20 protein-coding genes are annotated in these 25,743 nt (G+C 64.5%); 8 read left to right on the forward strand and 12 right to left on the reverse strand.

Annotation, left to right across the window (positions count from 1 at the left end; genetic code table 11):
• Positions 1 to 42: 42 nt before the first annotated feature.
• From pcaG to pcaF, 3 genes are all read right to left on the reverse strand, one after another.
• Positions 43 to 645, reverse strand: coding sequence for a protocatechuate 3,4-dioxygenase subunit alpha (pcaG, locus tag QA639_RS41235; protein WP_283088896.1), 603 nt, complete (start codon positions 643 to 645; stop codon positions 43 to 45).
• On the reverse strand, positions 646 to 1,347 hold the full coding sequence (pcaH, locus tag QA639_RS41240) for a protocatechuate 3,4-dioxygenase subunit beta (RefSeq protein ID WP_283088897.1): 702 nt from the start codon (positions 1,345 to 1,347) through the stop codon (positions 646 to 648).
• 105 nt (positions 1,348 to 1,452) lie between these two features.
• The gene (gene pcaF / locus QA639_RS41245) at positions 1,453 to 2,661 is read right to left on the reverse strand and encodes a 3-oxoadipyl-CoA thiolase (protein ID WP_028337987.1); all 1,209 of its coding nucleotides are present in this window, start codon (positions 2,659 to 2,661) and stop codon (positions 1,453 to 1,455) included.
• A gap of 213 nt (positions 2,662 to 2,874) precedes the next feature.
• Here pcaF and mutS point away from each other — a divergent pair, with 213 nt between their 5' ends.
• Complete coding sequence (mutS, locus tag QA639_RS41250; RefSeq protein WP_157347018.1) at positions 2,875 to 5,601, forward strand: DNA mismatch repair protein MutS; 2,727 nt, start codon at positions 2,875 to 2,877, stop codon at positions 5,599 to 5,601.
• A gap of 229 nt (positions 5,602 to 5,830) precedes the next feature.
• Here mutS and QA639_RS41255 read toward each other — a convergent pair whose 3' ends face one another.
• From QA639_RS41255 to QA639_RS41275, 5 genes are all read right to left on the reverse strand, one after another.
• Entirely contained in the window at positions 5,831 to 6,634 is an 804-nt protein-coding gene (locus tag QA639_RS41255; RefSeq protein WP_157347020.1) for a hypothetical protein, read from the reverse strand.
• Positions 6,635 to 6,764: 130 nt separating this feature from the next.
• Positions 6,765 to 7,274 (reverse strand): OsmC family protein, encoded by a 510-nt coding sequence (locus QA639_RS41260; protein ID WP_157347022.1) that lies wholly within the window; start codon positions 7,272 to 7,274, stop codon positions 6,765 to 6,767.
• Between the two features lie 56 nt (positions 7,275 to 7,330).
• Positions 7,331 to 8,116 carry an ABC transporter ATP-binding protein gene (locus QA639_RS41265; protein ID WP_157347024.1) on the reverse strand — a complete coding sequence of 262 codons (786 nt, stop codon included), beginning with the start codon at positions 8,114 to 8,116 and terminating at the stop codon, positions 7,331 to 7,333.
• The gene (locus QA639_RS41270; RefSeq protein WP_157347046.1) at positions 8,116 to 8,952 is read right to left on the reverse strand and encodes an ABC transporter permease; all 837 of its coding nucleotides are present in this window, start codon (positions 8,950 to 8,952) and stop codon (positions 8,116 to 8,118) included. The genes QA639_RS41265 and QA639_RS41270 overlap by 1 nt, the downstream gene beginning before the upstream one ends.
• A gap of 253 nt (positions 8,953 to 9,205) precedes the next feature.
• Positions 9,206 to 10,180, reverse strand: coding sequence for an aliphatic sulfonate ABC transporter substrate-binding protein (locus tag QA639_RS41275; RefSeq protein ID WP_057015402.1), 975 nt, complete (start codon positions 10,178 to 10,180; stop codon positions 9,206 to 9,208).
• Between the two features lie 197 nt (positions 10,181 to 10,377).
• On the opposite strand from QA639_RS41275, the gene QA639_RS41280 reads away from it, so the two are divergent.
• Entirely contained in the window at positions 10,378 to 13,170 is a 2,793-nt protein-coding gene (locus tag QA639_RS41280; RefSeq protein WP_283088898.1) for a [protein-PII] uridylyltransferase, read from the forward strand.
• 105 nt (positions 13,171 to 13,275) lie between these two features.
• Here the strand turns inward: QA639_RS41280 and QA639_RS41285 are convergent, their stop codons facing one another.
• The 3 genes from QA639_RS41285 to QA639_RS41295 all read right to left on the reverse strand — a co-directional run bounded on the left by QA639_RS41285 (position 13,276) and on the right by QA639_RS41295 (position 17,228).
• Positions 13,276 to 15,222, reverse strand: a complete 1,947-nt coding sequence (locus tag QA639_RS41285) for a glycosyltransferase (protein ID WP_283088899.1) — start codon at positions 15,220 to 15,222, stop codon at positions 13,276 to 13,278.
• The gene (locus QA639_RS41290; protein WP_283088900.1) at positions 15,219 to 16,574 is read right to left on the reverse strand and encodes an HlyD family secretion protein; all 1,356 of its coding nucleotides are present in this window, start codon (positions 16,572 to 16,574) and stop codon (positions 15,219 to 15,221) included. Before QA639_RS41290 ends, QA639_RS41285 begins: the two co-directional genes overlap by 4 nt.
• A 387-nt stretch (positions 16,575 to 16,961) precedes the next feature.
• Positions 16,962 to 17,228 (reverse strand): hypothetical protein, encoded by a 267-nt coding sequence (locus QA639_RS41295; RefSeq protein ID WP_283088901.1) that lies wholly within the window; start codon positions 17,226 to 17,228, stop codon positions 16,962 to 16,964.
• A 354-nt stretch (positions 17,229 to 17,582) separates the two neighbouring features.
• Here QA639_RS41295 and QA639_RS41300 point away from each other — a divergent pair, with 354 nt between their 5' ends.
• The 3 genes from QA639_RS41300 (at position 17,583) to QA639_RS41310 (ending at position 20,494) form a co-directional block, all read left to right on the forward strand.
• Entirely contained in the window at positions 17,583 to 19,349 is a 1,767-nt protein-coding gene (locus QA639_RS41300) for a PAS domain-containing sensor histidine kinase (RefSeq protein ID WP_283088902.1), read from the forward strand.
• Complete coding sequence (locus QA639_RS41305) at positions 19,343 to 20,017, forward strand: response regulator transcription factor (protein ID WP_157342524.1); 675 nt, start codon at positions 19,343 to 19,345, stop codon at positions 20,015 to 20,017. Before QA639_RS41300 ends, QA639_RS41305 begins: the two co-directional genes overlap by 7 nt.
• 126 nt (positions 20,018 to 20,143) lie before the next feature.
• Positions 20,144 to 20,494, forward strand: coding sequence for a response regulator transcription factor (locus QA639_RS41310; RefSeq protein WP_244978474.1), 351 nt, complete (start codon positions 20,144 to 20,146; stop codon positions 20,492 to 20,494).
• Between the two features lie 871 nt (positions 20,495 to 21,365).
• Here QA639_RS41310 and QA639_RS41315 read toward each other — a convergent pair.
• Positions 21,366 to 21,890, reverse strand: coding sequence for a methylated-DNA--[protein]-cysteine S-methyltransferase (locus QA639_RS41315; protein ID WP_157342528.1), 525 nt, complete (start codon positions 21,888 to 21,890; stop codon positions 21,366 to 21,368).
• Positions 21,891 to 22,079: 189 nt separating this feature from the next.
• Here QA639_RS41315 and QA639_RS41320 point away from each other — a divergent pair, with 189 nt between their 5' ends.
• The 3 genes from QA639_RS41320 to QA639_RS41330 all read left to right on the forward strand — a co-directional run bounded on the left by QA639_RS41320 (position 22,080) and on the right by QA639_RS41330 (position 25,574).
• Positions 22,080 to 22,442 carry a DUF1304 domain-containing protein gene (locus QA639_RS41320; RefSeq protein ID WP_152977442.1) on the forward strand — a complete coding sequence of 121 codons (363 nt, stop codon included), beginning with the start codon at positions 22,080 to 22,082 and terminating at the stop codon, positions 22,440 to 22,442.
• A 203-nt stretch (positions 22,443 to 22,645) separates the two neighbouring features.
• Entirely contained in the window at positions 22,646 to 23,866 is a 1,221-nt protein-coding gene (locus tag QA639_RS41325) for an ABC transporter substrate-binding protein (protein ID WP_028335619.1), read from the forward strand.
• A gap of 481 nt (positions 23,867 to 24,347) precedes the next feature.
• Positions 24,348 to 25,574 (forward strand): ABC transporter substrate-binding protein, encoded by a 1,227-nt coding sequence (locus QA639_RS41330; RefSeq protein ID WP_018269220.1) that lies wholly within the window; start codon positions 24,348 to 24,350, stop codon positions 25,572 to 25,574.
• Positions 25,575 to 25,743 lie beyond the last annotated feature (169 nt).

Here is a 25,743-nt window from a genome sequence, read left to right on the forward strand (position 1 = left end):
CGCGCATCGCGTGGTCGCCATGCGCGGAGACAGCAGTTTTCGCTAGACGTCGAAGAACACGGTCTCGTTGTCGCCCTGCAGATGGACGTCGAAGGTGTAGACGTTGCCGGCGCCAGCCTTGCGTCTGGCGATCAAGGTCGCGCGGCGCCCGGCCGGCACCAGCGCGAGCGTGGAGTCAGCGGCGTTGCCGGCTTCGTCGTCGAAATAGATCCGGGTGTAGAGGTGCAACAGCATACCGCGCGCGAACACCGCGAGCAGGATGTGCGGCGCCTGCGGCTTGCCGTCGGCATCCGGCACCATGCCCGGCTTGATGGTGTCGAAGGCGTAGCCGCCGCCCTTGTCGGTGCCGCAGCGGCCAAAGCCCTTGAACGAGGAGTTCGGCAGCGCCCGCGCATCCTGCGGATCGGAGAAGCGCCCTTGCGCGTCGGCCTGCCAGATCTCCAGCATGCAATCCGGGATCACCGCGCCGTCGCCGTCATAGACCCTGCCCTCGACGCGGATGCGCTCGCCCGAGACGTCAGGCGTCAGGAGGTTATTGGTGAAGGCGTCGTTCCACTCATATTCGCCGTTCGGCGTCAGGCCGTATTTGAAATAGGGGCCGACGGTCTGCGAAGGCGTGATTCCATCAGGACGCGGGTTCGACACTTACCTGGTCTCCATCGGCGTGGCACTCTGCCCGCGCAGCACGATATCGAAGCGGTAGCACAGCGCCCATTCCGGCTTGGTATTCTCGAGATCGAAGGACGAGATCATCCGCGCCCGCGCCTTCTCGTCCGTCACCGAGTTGAAGATCGGATCGAACGGAAACAGCGGATCGCCGGGAAAGTACATCTGGGTCACGAGACGCGAGACGAACGAATGGCCGAACACCGAGAAGTGGATATGCGCCGGCCGCCAGGCATTGTGGTGATTGCCCCACGGATAGGCGCCGGGCTTGATGGTGATGAACTTGTAGTAGCCCTTGGCATCGCTCTGCGTCCGGCCGGCGCCCGTGAAGTTCGGATCGAGCGGCGCCGGGTGCTGGTCGACGACATGAACGTAGCGGCCGCAGGCATTGGCCTGCCACAGCTCGACCAGCGTGTTGGGCACGCCGCGGCCATCCTCGTCGAGCACATAACCATGCACGATGATGCGCTCGCCGAGCGGCTCGCCCTTGGCCTGGATGGTGAGATCATTGTCATGCGCGCGCACGCTCTCATGGCCATAGACCGGCCCGGTCAATTCCGAGAGCGTGTGCCGCATCGGGATCAGCGGCTTTTGCGGCGAACGCTTCACGGTGGAGCGATAGTCCGGCGACAGCCGCGCCGGATGGGCCGCAAGCGATTGCAGCGGATACAACAAGGTCATGGCGAATTCCTCCGCGGCCCACGCGCCCGGTGAGCTCACGTCAGATCATTATATTGCATAACCAAATTGGGGAAGGGCTGTTTTCAGCCCATCCAAGTCCTTGGCTTAATTCAGCTTTTCGATCGCGACGGCGACGCCTTGGCCGACCCCGACGCACATAGTTGCCAAGGCAAGCTTCCCGCCCCGCTTCTCCATGCCGTGCACGGCGGTCAGGACCAGCCGCGCGCCGCTCATGCCGAGCGGGTGGCCGAGCGCGATCGCGCCGCCATGCGGATTGACGAAATCGGCGTCTTCCTTGACGCCGAGCTGGCGCAGGCAGGCGATGCCCTGCGAGGCGAAGGCCTCGTTGAGCTCGATCAGGTCGAAGTCCGACACCTTGATGCCGAGACGCTCGACCAGCTTCTTCGTTGCCGGCACCGGACCGATGCCCATGATGCGCGGCGGCACCGCGGCCGAGGCAAGGCCGAGGATTTTTGCGCGCGGCGTGAGGCCGTGCTTCTTCACCGCGGCCTCGGAAGCGAGGATCATCGCGGCAGCGCCGTCATTGACGCCGGACGCGTTGCCCGCGGTCACCGTGCCCGGATTGCGCACGATCGGCTTCAATTTGGCGAGACCTTCGAGCGTGGTCTCCGGACGCGGATGCTCGTCCTTGTCGACGGTGATCGGGCCGGCCTTGCCGCCGGGCACCTGGATCGGCACGATTTCCTCGGCGAAATAGCCCGACGCGATCGCCGCGCCCGCACGCTGCTGCGAGCGGATCGCCATCGCATCCTGATCGGCGCGCGAGACCTGGAATTCCTCGGCGACGTTCTCGCCGGTCTCCGGCATCGCATCGACGCCGTACTGCGCCTTCATCAGCGGATTGATGAAGCGCCAACCGATCGTGGTGTCGTAGATCTCGGACGAGCGCGAGAAGGCTTCCGCGGCCTTGCCCATCACGAACGGCGCGCGCGTCATCGATTCGACGCCGCCCGCGATCGCGAAATCGATCTCGCCGGCGCGAATGGCGCGGCCCGCGGCACCGACCGCGTCGAGGCCGGAAGCGCAGAGCCGGTTCAGGGTCTGGCCGGGAACCGATTCCGGCATGCCGGCGAGCAACAGCGCCATGCGCGCAACGTTGCGGTTGTCTTCGCCGGCCTGGTTGGCGCAGCCGAAATAGACCTCGTCGACCTCGTTCCAATTGAGTGTCGGGTGCTTGGCCATCAGCGCCTTGATCGGGGCCGCGGCGAGATCGTCGGCGCGCACCTTGGCGAGCGAGCCGCCGAAACGGCCGATCGGAGTCCGGACGGCATCGCAAATGAACACATCACGCATTGAATCTCTCCCTGAATGCCGCGACTTAGCGCTGGATCGACTGGAACTTGAGATGGGTTTTAGGAGCGTGCCCGCGGCAGGTCAATTGACGCGGCTGCGTGGCATCAGCGCATTACAGTGATGCCTCGTCATATTTCGGACCGTGGACAGGGTGGAAAACCCCCTTCTCTCGGATAGGACCGCGCGACGAAATTTTGTAGTTTCCGCCACCTCATGACCATTCAGCAGCCCATCCCCGTTCCGCCCGAAGCCACTGCCGCCGAGGCGCCGTCGCGCGTCACGCCGATGATGGAACAGTATCTGGAGATCAAGGCCGCCCATCCCGGCCTGCTGCTGTTCTACCGGATGGGCGACTTCTACGAGCTGTTCTTCGAGGATGCCGAGATCGCCTCGAAGACGCTCGGCATCGTGCTGACCAAGCGCGGCAAACATCAGGGCATCGACATCCCGATGTGCGGCGTGCCGGTCGAACGCTCCGAGGATTACCTGCATCGCCTGATCGGCGCCGGCCACCGCGTCGCGGTGTGCGAGCAGACGGAAAATCCCGCGGAAGCCAAAGCCCGCGGCAACAAGAGCGTGGTCCGCCGCGGCGTGGTGCGGCTGGTGACGCCGGGCACGCTGACCGAAGACACGCTGCTGGACGCCCGCACCAACAATTATTTGATCGCGATCGCGCGCGCCCGGGGCTCGGCCGGCGCCGACCGGCTCGGGCTCGCCTGGATCGACATCTCGACCTCCGAATTCATGGTGACGGAGTGTTCGACCGCGGAGCTCGCGGCAACGCTGGCGCGCATCAATCCGAACGAGGCCATCGTCACCGACGCGCTCTACAGCGACAGCGAGCTGGCGCCGACCTTGCGCGAACTGCCATCGTTGACGCCGCTGACCCGCGACGTGTTCGACAGCGCCACCGCCGAGCGCCGACTCTGCGACTATTTCGCGGTCGCGACCATGGATGGTCTTTCGGCGATGTCGCGGCTGGAGGCGACCGCCGCGGCCGCGGCCGTCACCTATATCGACCGCACCCAGGTCGGGAAGCGCCCGCCGCTGTCGCCGCCGGCACGCGAGGCCGCCGGCACCACGATGGCGATCGATCCGGCGACCCGCGCCAACCTCGAACTGACGCGTACGCTGGCCGGCGCACGCCGCGGCTCGCTGCTCGATGCGATCGACTGCACCGTCACCGCGGCCGGCTCGCGCCTCCTGGCGCAGCGCCTTGCCGCGCCGCTCACCGATGTCGCCGTGATCGCGCGGCGGCTCGATGCCGTCTCGGCCTTCGTCGCGGATTCCGCTGCACGCGAGGACGTCAGGACCGTGCTCCGCGCGGCACCCGACATGTCGCGGGCATTGGCGCGGCTCTCGGTCGGCCGCGGCGGCCCGCGCGATCTCGCCAGCCTGCGTGACGGCATCCTCGCCGCCGACCAGGCGCTGGAGCTGCTGGCGCAGCTTTCCAATCCGCCGGCCGAGGTTTCCACCGTGATGGCGGCCTTGCGGCGTCCCTCGCGCGATCTGGCGCAGGAGTTTTCTCGTGCGCTCTCCGAACAGCTTCCGCTGATCAAGCGCGATGGCGGTTTCGTCCGCGAGAGCTATGAGACCGCGCTCGACGAAAGTCGCAATTTGCGCGACGCCTCGCGCCTCGTCGTCGCCGCGATGCAGGCACGTTATGCCGAGGACACCGGCATCAAGACGCTGAAGATCCGGCACAACAACGTGCTCGGCTATTTCGTCGAGGTCACCGCGCAGCACGGCGACAAGCTGTTCGCGCCGCCGCTGAATGCAACCTTCATCCATCGCCAGACGCTGGCCGGACAGGTCCGCTTCACCACCGCAGAGCTCGGCGAGACCGAAGCCAAGATCGCCAATGCCGGCGAGCGCGCGCTCAATCTCGAGCTCGAGATCTTTGAACGCCTCAGCGCGATGGCGCTCGCGGCGAGCGATGATCTGCGCAATGCCGCGCATGCCTTTGCGATGCTCGACGTCGCGACCTCATTGGCGAAGCTTGCGATCGACGACAATTACGTGCGGCCTGATGTCGACGGCTCGCTCGGTTTTGCGATCGAGGGCGGTCGCCATCCGGTGGTCGAGCAGGCGCTGAAACGCGATGGCCAGCCGTTCATCGCCAATGCCTGCGACCTGTCGCCGGCGCCGGGCCAGAAATCCGGCCAGCTCTGGCTGATCACCGGTCCGAACATGGCCGGCAAGTCGACGTTCCTGCGCCAGAACGCGCTGATCGCGCTCTTGGCACAGATCGGCTCTTACGTGCCGGCGTCGCGCGCGCGGCTCGGCATCGTTGACCGGCTGTTCTCGCGCGTCGGCGCCGCCGACGACCTGGCGCGGGGACGCTCGACCTTCATGGTCGAGATGGTCGAGACCGCGGTGATCCTGAACCAGGCGAGTGAGCGGTCGCTGGTGATCCTCGACGAGATCGGCCGCGGCACGGCAACGTTCGACGGGCTGTCGATCGCCTGGGCCGCGATCGAGCATCTGCATGAGAGCAACCGCTGCCGCACGCTGTTCGCGACGCATTATCACGAGTTGACCGCGCTCTCGGCGAAACTGCCGCGGATGTTCAACGCCACGGTGCGGGTCAAGGAGTGGCAGGGCGACGTTGTGTTCCTGCACGAGGTGCTGCCGGGCTCGGCCGACCGCTCCTACGGCATCCAGGTCGCAAAACTCGCCGGCCTGCCGCCCGCCGTGATCACGCGCGCCAAATCGGTGCTGGCCAAACTCGAAGCGCAAGATCGCGGCCAGACCGCGCGCGCTTTGGTCGACGATCTGCCGCTGTTCGCCGTCCCCTCCCGCGCAGCCAGTGAGGACAAACCGCCGAGCGAGGCGGATCTGCTGGTCGAGGCTGTGAAGGCGCTGCACCCCGACGAGATGTCGCCGCGCGAGGCGCTGGATGCGCTGTATGCGCTAAGGGCGAAGCTGCCGAAGCGGTAGCCCCGTAGCCCGATGCAGCGCAGCGAAATCCGAGACCGCGCTCTCCGTTGCACGACCGCCCCGGATTGCGCTGCGCTGCATCCGGGCTACGGATCATCCTTCCCCTTCCCCCTGAAAGGGGGGAAGGTCGGGATGGGGGTCAGACGCAGACGACACCATTTGCTGAGAGAGCAGATCCCCACCCGCTTTGCTCTGGCGAGCAAAGCGACCTCCCCTTTTCAAGGGGAGGTTAAGACGTCTTCGCACTCTTCCTTCGTCCGATCTGCCACAGCACCAGATTCCAGACGATGCAGGTGGCGAGCGCGCAGCAGAGGCCGATCGGCGAGCCGAATTGCAGCACCGCGACGTGCAGCACCGCAATGCCGAGACCGAAGCCCATCAGGCCCCAGGCGCTGTTGGCGAGCACGGCGGCGGTTGCGGGACCGCCGATCCGCGGATGCAGGATCAGCATCATCGAGGAGAACACGATCGGGAACAGCGCCATCACGCCGGTGACGCGCGGGCCGACCCAGCTCGACGCCGTGACCACGGTGCCGACCAGGCTTGCGACCAGCGCGGCGCGCAGCGGAATGTCGTACCAGCGCCGCGCGATCAGCGGCATTTTCGCGACGTGCCGATAGGGCCGGAGCAGCGGGATGCAGATCGCAAAGGTGATGGCGTTGACGATCAGCCCGGCGGCGAGCGACCACTCGAACTGACGGATGATGGTGGCGAGCACCAGCCACACGGCGATCGCGCTGCCCGCGCTGATCCACATGCTGAAGCGCTGCGCCAGCACGGCGTAGGTCAGGCCCATATAGATCGTGGCGGCGTTGACCGGCAGGCTCGCCAGCGCCCCTTCGGCGATGAAGGCGGCGTCATGGTCGAGCGCGAGGAAGGTGTAGGACGGCCCGGCCGAGATCGGCAGGGTTGCGACCAGCGCGCCGATCACCGGCCCCGACCGCTCCGTGATGATGGACGCGCTGACCACGAATGCGGCCGCAACCGCCATGCGCAGCACGAGGATCAGGACGAAGTGGAGTTCGGGGGACATTTGTTCCGTCGTCCCGGCGAAGGCCGGGATCCATAACCACGACTGTTCGTGTGGAACGAAAGCCGTCGGACAGCGGGCTTGAACCGATGGGACACGGCGTATGGGCCCCGGTTTTCGCCGGGGCGACGCGCTAAACCCGCTGCATCGTGACCGAAACCTTCGGGCCGTTCTTGATGGTCTGATAGACCACGCAATAGCGCTCGGTGAGTTTCAGCAAGAGATCGAGCTTGTCCTGCGGCGCGTCGGTGCCGATCTCGAAGCGGAGGCGGATCTCGCGGAAGCCGACCGGGGTCTCCTTGTCGACGCCGAGCGTGCCGCGGAAATCGAGATCGCCCTCGGCGAAGACATTGCCGGGCTTCAGCGGCACGTCGATCGCGGTGGCGACCGATTTCAACGTGACGCCGGCGCAGGCGACCAGCGCTTCCAGCAGCATGTCGCCGGAGCAAAGCTCGAGCCCGGAGCCGCCGGTAGCGGGGTGGAGGCCGGCGATCGCGAGCGCACGGCCCGTCTCGACCTTGCAGGAAATGCCTTCGCTCTCGGTGGAGCCCTTGGCCTTCAGCGTGATCACGGCGGTCTGGGGATCGGTCTTGTAGCGCTCCTTGATCGGAGCCTGCATTGCGCGGAGTTCGGCGGAGTCCATGGGTCTGCTCCCGGCTATTCTTCTTTATGCCGATGTAAGGCCTTAACGAGCCGATGTCACCACCACATCGCCTCGCCGGCGCTGGATTTGTCGGTGACGTCCCGCACCGAACGGTCGAGCGAGCGGTCGAGCGCGGTCAGCACGCGGCGCTTGAAGGTGTCGAACAGCTCCGATTTGCGGTCGCGCGGCCGCGCCAGGTTGATGGTGATCTCCTCGAACAACCGGCCCGGCCGCGGCCGCATCACCAGCACGCGGTCGGCGAGCACCACGGCCTCGTCCACGTCATGGGTGACCAGGATCAGGGTCGGCCGCGTGTCGGCCCACAGATCGAGCAGATGATCCTGCAGATCGCGCCGCGTGAAGGCATCGAGCGCCGAGAACGGCTCGTCGAGCAGCAGCACTTCGGGCTGCGGCACCAGCGCGCGGGCGATCGCGACCCGCTGCGCCTGGCCGCCGGACAGTTCGCGCGGCCAGGCCGCGGCCTTGTCGGCAAGGCCGACGCGGGCGAGCGCCGCCACGACGCGCGCGCGCCTCGCCTCGGCCGGAAGGTCGGCGAGGCCGAAGCCGATATTGTCGGCGACGCTGAGCCAGGGCAGCAGCCGCGGCTCCTGGAAGATGATCCCGATCTTGGCGTGCGGCGATGATATCACCGCATTGTCGAGAGTCACGCTGCCGGTGCTGGCGCGGTCGAGGCCGGCGATGGCGCGCAGCAGCGTCGACTTGCCGCAACCGGAGCCGCCGATGATCGCGATGATCTCGCCAGGTGCAATCTCGGCTGAGAACCGCTCCAGCGCGTGGACGCCGTTCGGATAGGTCTTGCCGACTTCCTTGAGCGCGAGCATCACTGCCCTCCCCGCGCGCCGAACGCGTCCTGCCAGCGCAGCAGCGGCGCGGCGGCGACCTCGATCAGCCAGTCGGTCAACTTGCCGAGGATCGCGAAGATCACGATCGCGGCAAGGATCTGCGCCGGCTTGCCGAGTTGCTGGCCGTCGAGCAGAAGGTAGCCGAGGCCTTCGGAGGCGCCGATCAGTTCGGCCGCAACCACGAACATCCACCCCAAACCAAGCCCGACCCGCAGCGCCACCACATAGGCCGGCAGCACGGCGGGCAACAGGATGCGGCGGATCATGGCCGGTCCGGACAGGCGGAATACGCGGCCGACCTCGACGATCTTGCGGTCGACCGACAGGATCGCGCCCATCACGCCGAGATAGATCGGAAAGAACACGCCGACCGCAATCAGCGCGACCTTCGAGGTCTCGAAAATACCGAGCCAGAGCACGAACAGCGGCACCCAGGCGAGCGAGGGGATCGCACGCAGCGCCTGCACCGTCGGATCGAGCAGCCGCTTGGCGAAATCCCAGTAGCCCGAGATCGCGCCCATGATGGTGCCGGCGACGACGCCGAGCGCAAAGCCCGCGCCAACCCGCCACAGCGTCGCGAGGATATGGCGCGACAGCTCGCCGCTCTTGGCGAGGTCAATGATGGTCTCGAACACCTTTGACGGCGGCGGCACCAGGCGGCCGTTGGAGTAGCCGAGAGAGACGACGAGTTCCCAGCCCAGCGCGAGCGCGACCGGCAGCACGAGCCCAAGCACCGGGCGCGCATAGCGCGACCACCGCGCCGGCGCAGCAGGCGGCGCGGCCGTCTGTTCCAGCGCGGGCAGGTCAACGGTCATGGCCATAGCAAGAACTATTCTTCCGGCGGGATTGCAAGGTGGGGCCAGTCCAACTCCATCCACGTCGTCCCAGGCAAGCCAACGGGTCGGCGCGAAGCGCCGCCGGATGACAGGCTCCGCGCGACCCGGGACCCATAACCACAGGACGTCGTTATTGAGACAGCTGGGGCCACTGCTTTGTCCAACAACAAGGCCCTGTGGTTATGGGTCTCGGCTTTCGCCGGGACGACGGAGGTTGGCTTGACGACGGCGGTTAGTTGGTGGGCAGCGGGACCTGATCGTCGACCAAGGAATCCAGCGCGGCCTTGACGTCGGTCTTGGCGTCGATCACGCCTGCCTGCTGCAAGGCGAGGCCGGCGGCGAGGATCGATTCGCGCTGGGCGCTACCGATCCGGCTGTGGGTCAGCTCGGTGCGCTCCTTGAGCTGCTTGTCGACCACGGCGTCCGGCAGCTTGGTGACGGCGATGAAGGTCTTCTTCAACTCGTCATAGTTGGCCAGCGAATATTTCCGCGCTTCCTCGTACGTCGCGAGCACGCGGCGGACGATATCCGGATGCGCCTTCAGGAACTCCTCGCGCACATTGAGAATGCCCCAGGTGTTGGCTTCCGCCTTGCGGTAGAACAGCTTTGCGCCGTCCTCGACCTCCGCCTGCGCCATCATCGGATCGAGGCCGGCCCAGGCGTCGACGTCGCCGCGGATCAGCGCGGTCTTGCCGTCGGCGTGCTGCAACAGCACCGGCGTGATGTCCTTTTCGGTGAGGCCGGCGCCGAGCAGCGCGCGAACCAGGAAGATGTGCGGGTCGGTGCCACGCGTCACCGCGACGCGCTTGCCCTTGAGGTCGGCGACGGACGCGATCCTGGAGTCCTTGGTCGTGACCAGGGCGGTCCATTCGGGACGCGAATAGACATAGATCGACTTGATCGGGTTGCCGTTGATCTTCGCAACCAGCGCGGCCGACCCCGCGGTCGAGCCGAGATCGATCGAACCGGCGTTGAGGAATTCGAGCGCCTTGTTGGAGCCGGCCGACTGCACCCAGACGATACTGATGCCGTCCTTGGCGAACTCCTTTTCCAGGAGGCCCTTCTGCTTCAGGACCATCGACACCGGGTTGTAGGTCGCCCAGTCGATCCGGATCTCCTTCAGCGCGTCGGCGGCGCGCGCCGCGCCGGGCAGCAAGGTCGAGACCGCGAGCAGCGCAGCGAACGTGCGCCGGGAAAATTTTTGCATTCGTCGCCCCCTCGATCAGAAAAAGAAACAATCTTTTATTTCAATGAGTTAGCCTTGCGGTCAACGAGAAAATCTCTACCCTTTACGAGACGGCGCGAGAACGATCTTGCTCGAAGCGCCGCCATGAGAGGATGGAGCTGCTGTCGTTATACTTTGGTCAGTGACAGCAACGGCTCCGTCCGATATCGGATGAACCTATGGACAGCGTCGTAGTCGAGGCCCGCCCTGAAGCGGATGATCGTTTCGAGACCGAGCGGATCACCGCGGCGGTGAATGCACTTGCCGAACGGCATGCCGGCCGCGAGGACCAGTTCCGCGCCGCGATGGCGCAGCTGCTCAAGGCCGAGCTGATCGCGGCGCGCGCCACGGCGCAGGCGCTGCTGCTCAAGGACCGTCACGGCCGGCGCTGCGCCGAACGGCTCTGCTTCGTGCAGGACGAGATCATTCGCATCCTCTACGCGGCGGCGACCCGCCACCTCTATCACTCGCCGATCCCCTCGGGCGCCGAACGCATGGCCGTGGTCGCGACCGGCGGCTATGGCCGCGGGCTGATGGCGCCGGAGTCCGACATCGATCTGTTGTTCATCCTGCCCTACAAGCAGACCGCCTGGGGCGAACAGGTCGCCGAAGCCATTCTCTATTGCCTCTGGGACATGGGGCTGAAGGTCGGCCACGCCACGCGCTCGGTCGATGAATCGATCCGTCAGGCGCGCGGCGACATGACGATCCGCACCGCGATCCTGGAGACGCGCTTCCTGACCGGCGACCAGCCGCTTTATGACGAGCTGGTCGAGCGCTTCGACAAGGAGGTGGTGCAGGGCACCGCGTCGGAGTTCGTCACCGCCAAGCTCGCCGAGCGCGAGGAGCGGCATCGCCGCGCCGGCCAGTCGCGCTATCTGGTCGAGCCCAACGTCAAGGACGGCAAGGGCGGCCTGCGCGACCTGCACACGCTGTTCTGGATCGCCAAATACGTCTACCGCGTGCGCGAGACCGACGAGCTGCTGGAACGCGGCGTATTCGACGCGCAGGAATACCGCACCTTCCGCCGCTGCGCCGACTTCCTGTGGTCGGTGCGCTGCAACCTGCACTTCTTCGCCGGACGCGCCGAGGAGCGGCTGTCGTTCGACATGCAGCGCGAGATCGCGGTCCGCCTCGGCTACACCTCGCATCCCGGCATGCAGGACGTCGAGCGCTTCATGAAGCACTACTTCCTGATCGCGAAGGACGTCGGCGACCTCACCGCGATCCTGTGCGCCAAGCTCGAGGAAGAGCACAACAAGCCGGCGCCGGTGCTGAGCCGGATGGTGGCGCGGCTGCGGCCCGGCACCAAGCGGCGGCGGGTTAACGGCAGCGACGACTTCATCGTCGACAACAACCGCATCAACCTCGCCGCGCCCGACGTGTTCAAGCACGATCCGGTCAACCTGATCCGGATCTTCCGCCTCGCGCAGCAGAACAACCTCGCCTTCCATCCCGACGCGATGCGCACGGTGACGCGCTCGCTCAAGCTGATCAACACCCAGCTGCGCGAGAACGACGAAGCCAACCGCCTGTTCATGGAGATCCTGACCTCCGACAATGCGGAGATCGTGCTGCGGCGGATGAACGAGACCGGCGTGCTCGGCCAATTCATCCGCGCTTTCGGCAAGATCGTGTCGATGATGCAGTTCAACATGTACCACCACTACACGGTGGACGAGCATCTGCTTCGCTGCATAGGCTTCCTGCAGGACATCGAGCGCGGCGGCAACGAGGAGTTCACGGTCGCCAGCGACCTGTTTCGCAAAATCCGCCCCGAGCACCGCTCGGTGATCTATATCGCGACGCTGCTGCACGACATCGCCAAGGGCCGGCCGGAAGACCATTCGATCGCCGGCGCCAAGGTGGCGCGGCGGCTGTGCCCGCGGCTCGGCTTCTCGGCGGCCGACACCGAGCTGGTGGCGTGGCTGATCGAGGAGCATTTGACGATGTCGACGGTGGCGCAATCGCGCGACCTGTCGGACCGCAAGACCATCGAGAATTTCGCCGCCGTGGTGCAGTCGGTCGAGCAGATGAAGCTGCTCACGATCCTGACCACGGCCGACATCCGCGGCGTCGGTCCGGGCGTGTGGAACGGCTGGAAGGCGCAGCTGTTGCGCACGCTGTATTACGAGACCGAGCCGGTGCTGACCGGCGGCTTCTCCGAGGTCAACCGCGCCCAGCGCATCGCGGTGGCGCAAGCCGAATTCCGCCGCGCCTTCACCGAATGGCCGGAGGCGGAGCTCAATGCCTATATCGGCCGGCATTATCCGGCCTACTGGCTCAAGGTCGAGCTGGCGCGCAAGATCCGGCAGGCCCGCTTCATCCGCGCCAGCGAGCAGGCCGGCCACAAGCTCGCAATCAATGTCGGCTTCGACGAGGTCCGCGCCGTCACCGAGCTGACGATCCTGGCGACCGACCATCCCTGGCTGTTGTCGATCATCGCGGGTGCCTGCGCGTCGGCCGGCGCCAACATCGTCGACGCCCAGATCTACACCACGACCGACGGCCGCGCGCTCGACACCATCTCGATCTCGCGCGAATACGATCGCGACGAGGACGAGGGCCGCCGCGCCACCAGAATTGGCGAGATGATCGAGCACGTGCTGGAAGGCAAGCTGCGGCTGCCCGAAGCGGTTGCCAAGCGCACCGTGCGCAGCAAGGCGCGGCCGTTCATCGTCGAGCCCGAGGTGACCATCAACAACCAGTGGTCCGACCGCTACACCGTGATCGAGGTCTCCGGCCTCGACCGGCCCGGCCTGCTCTACCAGCTCACCACCGCGATCTCGAAGCTCAACCTCAACATCGCCTCGGCCCATGTCGCGACCTTCGGCGAACGCGCCCGCGACGTGTTCTATGTCACCGACCTGCTGGGTGCCCAGATCACGGCGCCGACCCGGCAGGCCGCGATCAAGAGCGCGCTGCTGCATCTGCTCGCGAGCGAGGACCAGGCGGCGAAGCCGGCGGCGTAGCGGCGAACTGCCACCCGTCATTCCGGGGCAGCCCGCAGGGCTGAACCCGGAATCTCGAGATTCCGGGTTCGATGCTTCGCATCGCCCCGGAATGACCTATCGTACTCAACCGAACAGCCGCATCAGCAGGGCCTTGCCGACCGGCGCGGCGCGCACGCCGTGAAAGGCGCGGACATATTCGCCGGCATAGAATGCGCGCACGACATTGACCCGCGTCGCCACCGCATCCTCGAAACGGACGCCGAAGCCGTCGCGAGTGCGCCGGACCACGGTCGCGGCGACGTTCTGTCCGTAGACATTGCATTTGATCAAGGAACCGATGGCGGGCGGGACGGGATCGATGAAGCGCGCGCCCGAGATCGAGATGTCGGCCATCCGGATCAAGCGCATCTCGCTGTCCTGATGGATCAGGATCGGCTCGTCGCGTTCGAACCGCTCGGCCTTGCGGCGCCGCGGCTGCTCGATGCAAATGAAGCACACGATCGCGAGCACGACGCAATTGTACAGGCTCCAGGCCAGCGCCAGCCCGCCATAGGCTATGCTGTCGCCGCGCAGATGCAGGATGAAGGCATAGGCGATCGCCAGCAGCGTGATCAGCAGGGCGGCGCCATAGAGCCGCAGCAGCGGCCATTCGATGAAGCGGCGGTTGCGGTCGCCGCCCTTGGCCGTCACCTTGAATTTGTGGCCCTGCGGCCTGGCGAGGCCGGTCACGACCGCCTTCAACACCGCGGGCGCCGCGATGTATTGCGACACGTCGGTCATGATCGCAAGCGAGCGGCCGCGCGAGATCCAGGCCATCGTGAAGGCGTGCCAGACATAGAACGGCAAAAAATATTTCAGCAGCTCGAACAGGTCGGCATGGACCGCCTTGATCCCGAACAGCAGATAAAGCCACGGCACGACCAGGCCGAACACCTTGGTGCCGTAGACCGCCGCCCAGCTCATGAAGGCGTCGACCAGCGACAGCCGGTCCATGAAGGCAAGCTTCGATCGCCGCGAGAACGGACCGCTGCGGCCCCGGAAGATCTGCATGAAGCCGAGACACCAGCGCCCGCGCTGCGTGATGTATTCTTTCAGTCCCTCCGGCGCGAGGCCGATGGTCAGGCGCTCGTTCAGATAGACCGTGCGCAGCCCTTTCTCCTTCAGACGCAGTGTGACGAGGTAATCCTCCGTCACCGAGTCGGTCGGGAAGCCACCGATCTGCATCAGGCCGGAGAAACGGATCAGCGATGAGGTGCCGCAGCAGAATGCCGTGTCCCAGGCATCCTTGGCCGGCATCAGGATATCGAAGAAGAAGCGCTGTTCGTCGGGCCACACATCGGTCGCCGCGAGATTGGTCTGGATCGGATCAGGGTTGATGAAGTGCTGCGGCGTCTGCACGACGCCGACGCTGCCGTCCTGCATCAGGCTCATCGCCCGGGTCAGGAAGTCCGGCATCGGGACGAAATCCGCATCGAGGATCGAGATGAACTCCGGCCGCTCCGGTAGCCCAGAAACGTGCTGGAGCGCATGATTGATGTTGCCGGCCTTGGCGTGGCGGTTGTCCGGACGGGTCAGATAGTTGCAGCCGAGCTCCTGGGCGAGCCGGCGCAGCCAGAGCCTGCGCCCATCGTCGAGCACCCAGACGCGATAATTGGGATAGTTGAGCCCGGTCGCGCCGATGATGGTGCGCTCCAGGATCGCCTTCTCCTCATTGTAGGTGCAGATGAAGACGTCGACGAGCGGCGCGTTTGCGGGCAACTTCGATCGGCGCAGGTTTGCATTGACCTCAGGCGAACGATCGATCGTGCGGCTGAGAAACAGCAGCGACAGGCACACCGCGATCATCGAGGCCGCTTCGGCCAGCATGAAGGGATAGCCAACCAACGCATCTGCGGTGAGGCCCGGCGGCGGCAGGGTGTGGGTCACCCGCCACGCGAAATAGTGGACCAAGAGGACGAACGACATGCCCGTCATCATGACGCGGGCCAGGGTCTGCTCGCGATGGAGCAAGGGCAGGATTGCAAGACAGGCGCCGAAGGCGACCAGCCCGGGCGCAAATGCCGCCATCATGACTTTGCCGCGTCCGCGTTGAACACCACGCGTCCGGTGCGGCCGACCGCGCAATCCTTGCCCGTGGTGTCGAGCGCCGGCATCGAGACCGTCACGCGATACGGCTCCTTGTTCAACGCATCCGGATTGATCGCAAGGTTCGCGGGCGCGCCCGACGCGCCGGTGAGGTTGACGATCTCGCCCTGGAGCGCGGCGCTGCCGTCATTCGGCTCGAAGCTCGCCTGCTCGCCGAGTTTCAGACCGTTGTAGACGCTCTCGGTGACGTTTGCCGTGACCACCGCGCCGCTGCAATCGAGCAGCTTGAGCAAGGGCTGCCCGGCCCTGACGTCCTCGCCGGGCGACGTCATCATCTCCCAGATGCGCCCTCCGACCGGCGCCTTGATGTCGGCTTCCGCCCGGTTGACGTAGTGCAGCTGCTCGGCGGCGATCTCGTGGGTCAGCCAGTCGATCTCGGCATCGGCATGCGCCAGATCGGCACGCAGATCGCTGACGCGCTGGCGCATCTCCTCCTCGCGCTGCACGGAGCTCGGCCTGTCATTGTAGCTGTCGCCCAGATAGGTGCCGTTCCTTGCGGCGGTGAGCTCGACCTTGGCGGCGTCGAGACGCCGTCGAGCGCCGATTTCGGTCTGCTGGGAGATCGCCTGCTCGCGCGTCAGGCGGGCCATTTCGACCGTCGACACGCTGCCCGATTTGATCAGCGACGACGCCCGCTCGACGGCGGCCACGGCCTCCTCCCGCCTTGCGGCGGCGGCCTCGATCGCGGTCTGGATTTCGGCGATCCGGGCCTCGAGCTGGAGGATGCGGCCGTCACGGAACTGGCCGGCCTGGCGGGCAAGATCCTGTTGCGCCGTCTCGGCGGCCGAAAGCTTGGCCGCCAGACTCGGACGCTCATTTTCCAGCCGGGACATCTGCCGCCGCAGATCATCGAGCCGGGCGCGATCGCCGCGTGCGTTGACGACGTGAAGGATCGTATCGCCCTCGCGAACCACGCTGAGCTGCGTGGATTTTTGCGGCTTCGCGCTCACGGTGCCGTCGATCGGCGAGCGCAAGGTCACAATCCTGGCATTGACCACGGCCTCCACGCTCGAGGTCTGCAACACGGCCTTGAGCGGCAGCCATCCGAAAACGGCGACGATGGCAAGGCCAATGCCGACCTTGAGCAAGCGGCGAACCATCCGGCCCGAGCCTGCGGGCGCTTCGGGATGGGGACCGCTATCGCTGATCGGCTCGTCATGCTCCGGCTGCAGCCGTTCCTGCAGATCGCGCTGCAATCCTCGCGCGCCCTCGGCTTCATCCCTGGTGACGGAACTATTGTCTTCGGGAAACGGCTTGGGCTGCTGTGCCTGATTCATGATGACCGGCCCCTGATCTGTCAGTGCGCGAACCAACGCACAGCTCTGCGGAGCGATGCCGTTGCCGGACAGATCCAATAATCAGGTGCTTCAAAAGCTGCTAAAGCGAACCGGGCATCTTTCGAAAAAATTGCTGCAATTTGCCGAGGTCGGGAGCCTGGCGCGGAAGCCGCGCCGTCGACCTGCTCCACCCATCATTCCGGTGCGCCATTGCGCAGCTGAGGGCGTCTGCAGAACTGAGCCCGGAATCCATCAGAGCCGGGGCTAGGCGGGGAATGGATTCCGGGCTCTCACGGAGGCTGTGATCGGACCCGTGTTGCGCGACCCAGGCGTGAGCAGCCAGCGCTTCGGTCCCGGCAGCCTGCCGGACTTGGAATTCAGGGCCGGCTACCGCCCTGAATCCGGCACGTCGAACTGCGGCTGCAGCGCCGCCAGGCTCGCTCCCAGCAAGGCGAGGTAGCTGGCCTGACAGACCACGACGCCCAGATCGAATGCGTCCAGCAGATCGATCCACGGGTTGTCGGCCAGCGTGCTTGCTGTTTGTTTGCCACCCTCGATAACGGAAGGCCGGAAGCTGCGATCGCGTCTCTGGGGCCTCGCCTCGTGGTCGACGTCGTCGGAGCAAACGATCAGATGCAGGCGCGCGCTGGGCATTTCAATCTCCGTCTCTGATAGGCGATTGCTGAACCCCGGAAACCTCTACCGTAATCGAGTTACCCATCAAGCGTAGTCACCGGGATGGAACGGGCCATTGAACGGAGGTTGATCCGACCGTTACATTCGGTGGGGATGACTCATACTTGAGTTTAGCTCGCAACCTGGACCTGAGCGCGCTCGATGGCTTCGCTTTCTGCGCGATCTCGCGGGTGTGGACCGCCAAAAAGGCCGGCGCGATCCCGTCCGGGCGGCAAGAAAGCTGCTAGTATGCAGCCCGTTGGGAGGGCGGCGTTGTCGCCGCTGATGGTAGCAGTCACCTAGCGACGCAGCGCGGCCCATGATGATGGCCAAGTGCTGGTGCTGCCGATGATCCGCGACCCGACCACGAAGTCCTGGTCGGCCGAGCAATGGCTGCTCGGCGGCATGGTGCTGGCCTTGGCTGCAACCTGCATCGGGCTGTTACTTGGTCCGCAGCCGGCAGCTTCCGCCCATCTGGTTGCCCTGGCGCTGCTCGTCGCGTCGCTTACCGCCGCATTGCTGATGATCCGTCTGGTAGGCCGCTCGCAAAGGCGGATGGAGGCCATGTTGCGCGGCCGAGCCAGCGGCGAGGAGCGCGCGATGGAGGCGCTGCGCAACAGCGAAGCGCAATGGAAGGAGGTATTCGAACACAACCCGGTCATGTACTTCATGGTCGACGCAACGGGCCTCGTGCTGTCGGTCAACACGTTCGGCGCGGCACAGCTGGGCTACACCGTCGACGAACTGCTCGGACAATCCGTGCTGCGGGTCTTTGCCGCCGAAGATCGCGACATGGTCCAGCGCAACGTCGCGGCATGCCTCGACAACATCGGCCAGACCCACAATTGGGAAATCCGGAAGGTCCGCAAGGACGGTTCAAGGATTTGGGTTCGTGAAAACGCCAAGGCGGTGCGGCGGCTGAACGATCAGCTGATCGTGCTGATCGCATGCGAGGACATCACCGAGCGCAAGCAGGCCGAAAATGCGCTGCAGCAGAGTGAAATGTACCTGACCGAAGCCCAGCGATTGAGCCACACCGGCAGCTTCGGCTGGCACGTTGCCAGCGGCGAGATCATCTGGTCGGAAGAGACGTTCAGGATCTTCGAATTCGACAGAGCTCCTTCCATCACACATGCCACTGTCCTGCAGCGCGTCCATCCGGACGATCGCGCCCGCGTGCGGCGGACCATCGACCGCGCCTCGCTCGACGGCACGGACTTCGAGCACCTCTATCGATTGCTGATGCCGAATGGGGCGATCAAATTTGTTCACGCCAGGGCGCATGCGGTGACGAACCTATCGGGCGACACCGAATTCGTCGGAGCGGTCACCGACGTGACCGCCCGCAAGCGAGCCGAGGCGGAATTGCACGAAGCGCAGACCAACCTCGCGCACGTCACGCGCGTGACGGCGCTCGGCGAACTCGCCGCATCGATCGCCCATGAAGTGAACCAGCCGCTTGCAGCCGTGGTCACCAATGCCGCGGCATGCCTGCGGTGGCTCAACCGGGCGGCCCCCGATCTGAACGAAGCCCGCGGCGCGGTCAGGTCGATCATCAGCGACGGCAACCGGGCGGGCGAGGTCATCCAGCGCGTCCGCGCGATGGTGAACAAGACGACCGATCAGAAGGCGCCGCTCGACGTCAATGAGGTCATCAACCAGGTGATCGGCCTGGTGCAGCATGAACTGCAGCGCCACCACGTATCCTTGCAACTCGACCTCGCTCCCGCGCTCCCGTCTGTCGTCGCCGATCGTATCCAGCTGCAGCAGGTCATCCTCAACCTGGTCCTCAACGGCATCGAGGCCATGCAGCCGGTCACGGACAGGCCGCGGGAACTGGTGATCCGGACGCGCCAAGACGAGGCCGGGCAGATCGTGGTCACGGTCTCCGACTGTGGCGTCGGGATCGCGACCGAGAATGCCGAACGGCTGTTCGACGCGTTCTACACCACCAAGGCCAGCGGCATGGGGATGGGATTGTCGATCTGCCGGTCGATCATCGAAGCTCACCGAGGCCGCCTGTCCGTGGCCGGAAATAGCGGCCCCGGCGCGACGTTCCAGTTCACCTTGCCACTGCACGAAGAGGATCATGCATGGTGACCGGGCGCGCGGCATCGCCTTCTGGCCTGGCAAACGCCGAGGATCCCATCGTCTTCGTCGTCGACGACGACGCATCCGTGCGGGACGCGCTGAGCAATCTGTTCCGGTCCGTCGGCTTGCGGACCGCAGCATTCGGCTCGGCCCATGAATTTCTGCAGCGCAAGCCCCCGGATGTCCCGAGCTGCCTGATCCTCGACATCAGGCTGCCCCGGCTCAGCGGCCTCGACTTTCAGGGGGAGCTGGCGAAGGCGGGTATCGATATTCCGATCATCTTCATGACCGGCCACGGCGATATCCCGATGACGGTCAGGGCCATGAAGGCCGGCGCTGTGGACTTCCTGACCAAGCCATTCCGCGACCAGGACATGCTGGATGCCGTCACGACGGCGATCGAGCGCGACAGGAACCGTCGCGATGAGGCCAAGGTTCTCGCAAACCTGCGCGCCGCCTTCGCGACCCTGACGCCGCGTGAACGCCAGGTGATGACGCTCGTCACGGCGGGGTTGATGAACAAGCAGGTCGCCGCCGAAATCGGCGTGGCCGAGATCACCGTGAAAATACACCGCGGGCACATCATGCGGAAAATGGCGGCGAAGTCGTTACCCGATCTGGTCAGGATGGCACAGATGCTCCAGATCGGACCGCCAGCCGGCGGGGCGCAAACCTAAGTATGATTCTCCGGCCCCGATTGGCGACGCACTGTGGTCCCCACATGATGCACACGCCGGAGGCCCTTCCGGCCCAGGAAAACCTCCTTGCCTAACCCGCCAGTGATATCAATCATCGACGATGACATGTCGGTTCGCACCGCGACCGACAATCTCGTCAGATCGTTGGGCTACGCGGTCGAGACTTACGCGTCGGCCGAGGAATTTTTGCACTCGCCCCGCCTGAATGACACATCCTGTGTGATCGCGGATGTCAGGATGCCGGCCATGAGCGGGCTCGACCTGCAGAGCCACCTCATTGCCAGCGGACGCCGCTTTCCGTTCATTTTCGTCACGGCGTTCTCGGTCGAAAGCGATCGCGTCCGGGCGCTGAAGGCTGGAGCGATCTGCTTTCTGAGCAAGCCCTGCGACGGGGACGTCCTGATCAAATGCCTCGATACCGCCCTCGCGCAGCACAGCGCGGCGCCGGGTGCGTGAGTTGGATCAGCCATCACCAGGCCAGCTATACGCAAGGATGATGCCACAAAACATCTGGACAAGTTGCGCATCGACGGCGGCGGCGCGAGAGTTCGCATCGTCATCCTTCGGGAAGATCGACCGCAAGGACAGCACCAGACATTTTGATTGGCAAATGGCAATTCCTCGGAGGGAGGTCGCCATGCGTTCGGAACCGCGCTGCGCCCAGTGTGACAGCGAAGACCCCAAGATCATCTGTTTGCGAAATCCGGCGGGCGAACGCTACTGCGGACGCCTCTGCCTCTACAAAGGCCAGGAGGACTTCATCCGCTGGCTTTGGCGCGCGAATGCGGAGGCAGCGTCATGACAGCTCGTTGCGGAAATCCGACGTGCAAACGACCTTTCGGGCTGATCCGGCACAACTGGTATTTCGAGCAATTCTGCTCGACGAAATGCCGCGAGACCCACAAGCGGCAGCTGGAGCGCAACAAGGCCTATTGGAAGTGGCTGTATCCCTTCCCCAGAACCGGCGCTCCATCAAAAAAGCCGATCTGACGACGTTGGCCAACGACGCCGAGGGGAGTCCCACATGACGACGGTCGACGCTATGCTGGTAGGAGCGATACTCGCGTGGGTGCCTTCGCTCGTTGTGTTCCTCTATATCGTGCGCGATCTGCGCAACATGCCCAGCGAAGATCTCGACTGATCGCCGCACCGGCGGTCGAAGCGGGTCGCTGTGTTGTGGTCTTGACGCGCTTCTTCGCGCGAACCGGTTCCCACTCGAAAACGCTCTAAAGCGCGATGAGACCGGGTCGAATCGTCATCGCGCTTTAGCTCTTTGTTTGATCATGATCTTTTCGGAAAACCGCTTCGCACTTTTCCAGACCATGCTCTAGATCTCCACGCCTTCGTGGCGCAGCAGCCAGCGCTTGCGCTCCAGCCCGCCGCCATATTTGACCAGCGAGCCGTTGGCGCCAATCAGGCGGTGGCAGGGCACGACGACGCTGATCGGATTGGAGCCGTTGGCATGGCCGACCGCGCGCATCGCATTCGGCGCGTTGAGTTTCGCCGCCAGCGCGCCGTAGCTCATGGTGGTGCCGTGCGGAATGTTCGGCAGCGCGTGCCAGACCTTCTGCTGGAACGGCGTGCCGGCGACGCGCCATTCGACATCGGTGAGACGATCGAGATCGCCCTTGAAGTAATCGCCGAGCGCCTTGCGCATCGCAGCCGGCGCGTGGCCGTCCCGCAGCGTCACGGCGCCATAATGCAGCCGCAGCAGGTCGAGCATGCGCCCTTCATAGTCGTCCCAGTCGAGCGCGCGCAGCACGCCGTCGTCATCGGTCACCAGCAGCGCGGTGCCGATCGGGGTCTTGAGGCGGTCGAGGTTGAAGGTCTGTGGAGTCCTGCGGTCGGCCATTGTCATATCTCGGGCAGCAGATCGGTCGGCATACAATTCACCGCCCGCATGCTAGCGTCCACCCGAATTCCGGGTAGAGCGTTTTCGAGCGAAGCTGACACCGGTTCGCGTGAAGAAAACGCACCAAAACAAGAATCTTGAGCTTCGTTTCTTGATTCAATCAGAACCGAAGCTCCGGGGGGCCGCAATATGCTGTTGCTTGGCAATGTTCTGGTCGCGGTGGTGGCCATGCTGCACGTCTATTTCCTTGTGCTCGAGATGTTTCTGTGGACCAAACCGCTCGGGCTGAAGACGTTTCGCAACTCGATCGAGAAGGCAAACGATTCTGCGGTGCTCGCCGCCAATCAGGGGCTCTATAACGGCTTCCTCGCCGCCGGACTGATCTGGGGCCTCATACATGGCAATCCGGCCTTCGCGTTCCAGATCAAGACATTTTTCCTGCTCTGCGTGATTGTCGCCGGTGCCTATGGCGCCGCCACCGTCAGCCGCCGCATTCTTTATGTGCAGGCGGCTCCCGCTGGGTTGGCGCTGATCCAGCTCTGGCTGGCCTAAAGCGCGGGCGCGCTTTTGTTTTCTTGAGCATGATCCACTCGGAAAACCGCTTCACACTTTCCGGATCATGCTCAAACGCGACATCGCGCGCAGGGTGCATCGTCTTGCAATGGCCCAGCCGTTCCTCCATCATCCCGTGCAACGGTGACATCCGCCGGCCTGAGCTTGCGGACAAGATCACCGGCAACAGGGAGGTCACGGACATGAGAAGCGTGCAATTGCTCGCTGCGACGGCGCTTGCGATCGCGTTGTCGGTTACATCGGCCACCGCGCAGAAGAAATACGACATCGGCGCGACCGACACCGAGATCAAGATCGGCCAGACCGTGCCGTTCTCCGGCCCCGCATCCGCCTATGCCGGCATCGGCAAGACCCAGGCGGCCTATATGAAAATGATCAACGATCAGGGCGGCATCAACGGCCGCAAGCTGAACCTGATCCAGTATGACGACGCCTATTCGCCGCCGAAAGCGGTCGAGCAGGTACGCAAGCTCGTCGAGGGAGACGAGGTGCTGTTCACGTTCCAGATCATCGGCACGCCGTCGAATGCCGCCGTGCAGAAATATCTGAATGCCAGGAAGGTGCCGCAGCTGCTCGCCTCCACCGGCGCCTCGCGCTTCTCCGACCCGCAGAACGCGCCATGGACGATCGCGTTCAACCCGAATTACCAGTCCGAGGGGCGCATCTACGCCAAATACATCCTGGCCAATCACCCGAACGCCAAGATCGGCATCTTCTACCAGAACGACGATCTCGGCCGCGACTACATCACCGGCCTGAAGAGCGGGCTCGGCGACAAGGCCGCGAGCATGATCGTCACCGAGGTGTCCTACGAGCTGACCGACCCGACGGTCGATTCCCAGATCGTGAAGCTGAAGGCCGCCGGGGTCGATCTGGTCTATGACGCCTCGACACCGAAATTCGCCGCGCAGGCGATCCGCAAGATCGCCGATCTCAACTGGAACCCGGTGCACATCCTCGACATCAATGCGAGCCCGGTGTCGGCGACGCTGAAGCCGGCCGGCCTCGACATCTCCAAGGGCATCATCTCGACCAATTACGGCAAGGATCCCGCCGACCCGCAGTGGAAGGACGATCCCGGCGTGAAGGCCTATTTCGCCTTCATGGACAAGTATTATCCGGAAGGCGACAAGCTCAACACCGTCAACACCTACGGCTACTCGACGGCCGAGCTGCTGATCCAGGTGCTCAAGCAGTGCGGCGACGACCTCACCCGCGACAACCTGATGAAGCAGGTGACCAGCCTGAAGAAGTTCGTGCCGAGCCTTGCGCTGCCGGGCATGTCGATCACGACGGGACCGAACGACTACCGCATCAACAAGCAGATGCAGATGATGAAGTTCAACGGCGAGCGCTGGGAGCTGTTCGGCCCGATCATCGAGGACACCGGCCCGGCGGGCTAGCCAGTTCGCCGCGCCGACGTGACGTGATCGAGGTCGCGCATCTCAAGTACACTGTCGTCCCGGCGAAGGCCGGGACCCATACGCCGCGGCTTGTGTTGGAGATGGGATTCGTCGTTCAAGCGTCGCAAGGCAATCGACCGTCGTGGTTATGGGCCCCGGCCTTCGCCGGGACGACGCTGAGTTTGTTGCTGCCAGCAGGACGGCAAAGTGGAGCCGGGAACGAAGCTCTCGGCAAACTTCTACTTTGTTCATCCGATTACCATCACCGCCCTGCCGACCGAGCGATGTGGCCGACGGGCTTTATTGTTTCGCATCGCCCCCTACTTTGGTTGACTGAAATCGCTCACCTTTTCGGCAGCGTTCGTCTTGCGTTGCAACAACGGTTCCTCCAGTATCCCGGCCCAGCGATGGCGACCGCGGGACCTTGATCCCGCGGACAAGATCATCGGCCAACCATCAGTCACGTGAGGGAAACAGCACTATGAGGAACGGGATTTTCCACCTGGTCACGGGAACGGCGCTCGCGATCGCGCTGTCAGCAACGTCGGCCTTTGCCCAGAAGAAGTACGATCCGGGCGCGAGCGACACCGAGATCAAGATCGGCCAGACCGTCCCCTTCTCCGGACCGGCCTCCGCCTATGCCTCGATCGGCAAGACCCAGGCGGCTTACTTCAAGATGATCAACGATCAGGGCGGCATCAACGGCCGCAAGATCAACCTGATCCAGTATGACGACGCGTATTCGCCGCCGAAGGCCGTCGAGCAGGTGCGCAAGCTCGTCGAGAGCGACGAGGTGCTCTTGACCTTCCAGATCGTCGGCACTCCGTCGAACGCCGCCGTGCAGAAATATCTCAACGCCAAGAAGGTGCCGCAGCTGTTTGCCGCCACCGGCGCCTCGAAGTTCACCGACCCGAAGAACTTCCCCTGGACGCTCGGCTTCAACCCGAACTACTTCGTCGAAGGCCGCATCTACGGCCAGTACATCCTGAAGGAGCATCCCAACGCCAAGATCGGCGTGCTCTATCAGAACGACGACCTCGGCAAGGATTATCTCAACGGCATCAAGGCCGGGCTCGGCGACAAGGCCGCCAAGATGATCGTGGCCGAAGCCTCCTATGAGGTCTCCGACCCGACCATCGATTCCCAGGTGATCAAGATCAAGGACGCCGGCGCCGACCTGTTCTTCTCGGCCTCGACGCCGAAGCAGGCGGCGCAGGCGATCAAGAAGATCGCAGAGCTCGGCTGGCACCCGATCCACATCGTCGACATCAACGCGACCTCGGTCGGCGCCGTGCTGCAGCCGGCGGGCCTGGAAGCCTCCAAGGGCCTGATCAGCACCAATTACGGCAAGGATCCCGCCGATCCGCAGTGGAAGGACGATCCGGGCATGAAGCGCTATTTCGACTTCATGGCCAAGTACTATCCCGACGGCGACAAGAACTCGAACTTCAACACCTATGGCTACTCGACCGCGCAGTTGATGGTGCATGTGCTGAAGCAGTGCGGCGACGACCTGACCCGCGACAACGTGCTGAAGCAGGCGACCAACCTGAAGAATGTCGAACTCGACATGGCGCTGCCCGGCATCAAGGGCAACACCGCGCCGAACGACTATCGCGTCAACAAGCAGCTGCAGATGATGCGCTTCAACGGCGAGCGCTGGGAGCTGTTCGGCCCGATCCTCGAGGACGCCGGCCCGGCCGGCTAAAGCGCGATGAGATTAGGTTGAATCGCCATCGCGCTTTAGCTCGTTGTTTGAGCATGATCTTTTCGGAAAACCGCTTCGCACTTTTCCGGATCATGCTTTAGTCGGTTCGCGCAGGTTTGAAATGCAATCGGCGGCCTCCGGGCCGCCGATTTGTTTTGGAGCTCGTCAT

The sequence above is a fragment of the Bradyrhizobium pachyrhizi genome, from assembly GCF_029714545.1.
GTDB lineage: Bacteria > Pseudomonadota > Alphaproteobacteria > Rhizobiales > Xanthobacteraceae > Bradyrhizobium > Bradyrhizobium pachyrhizi.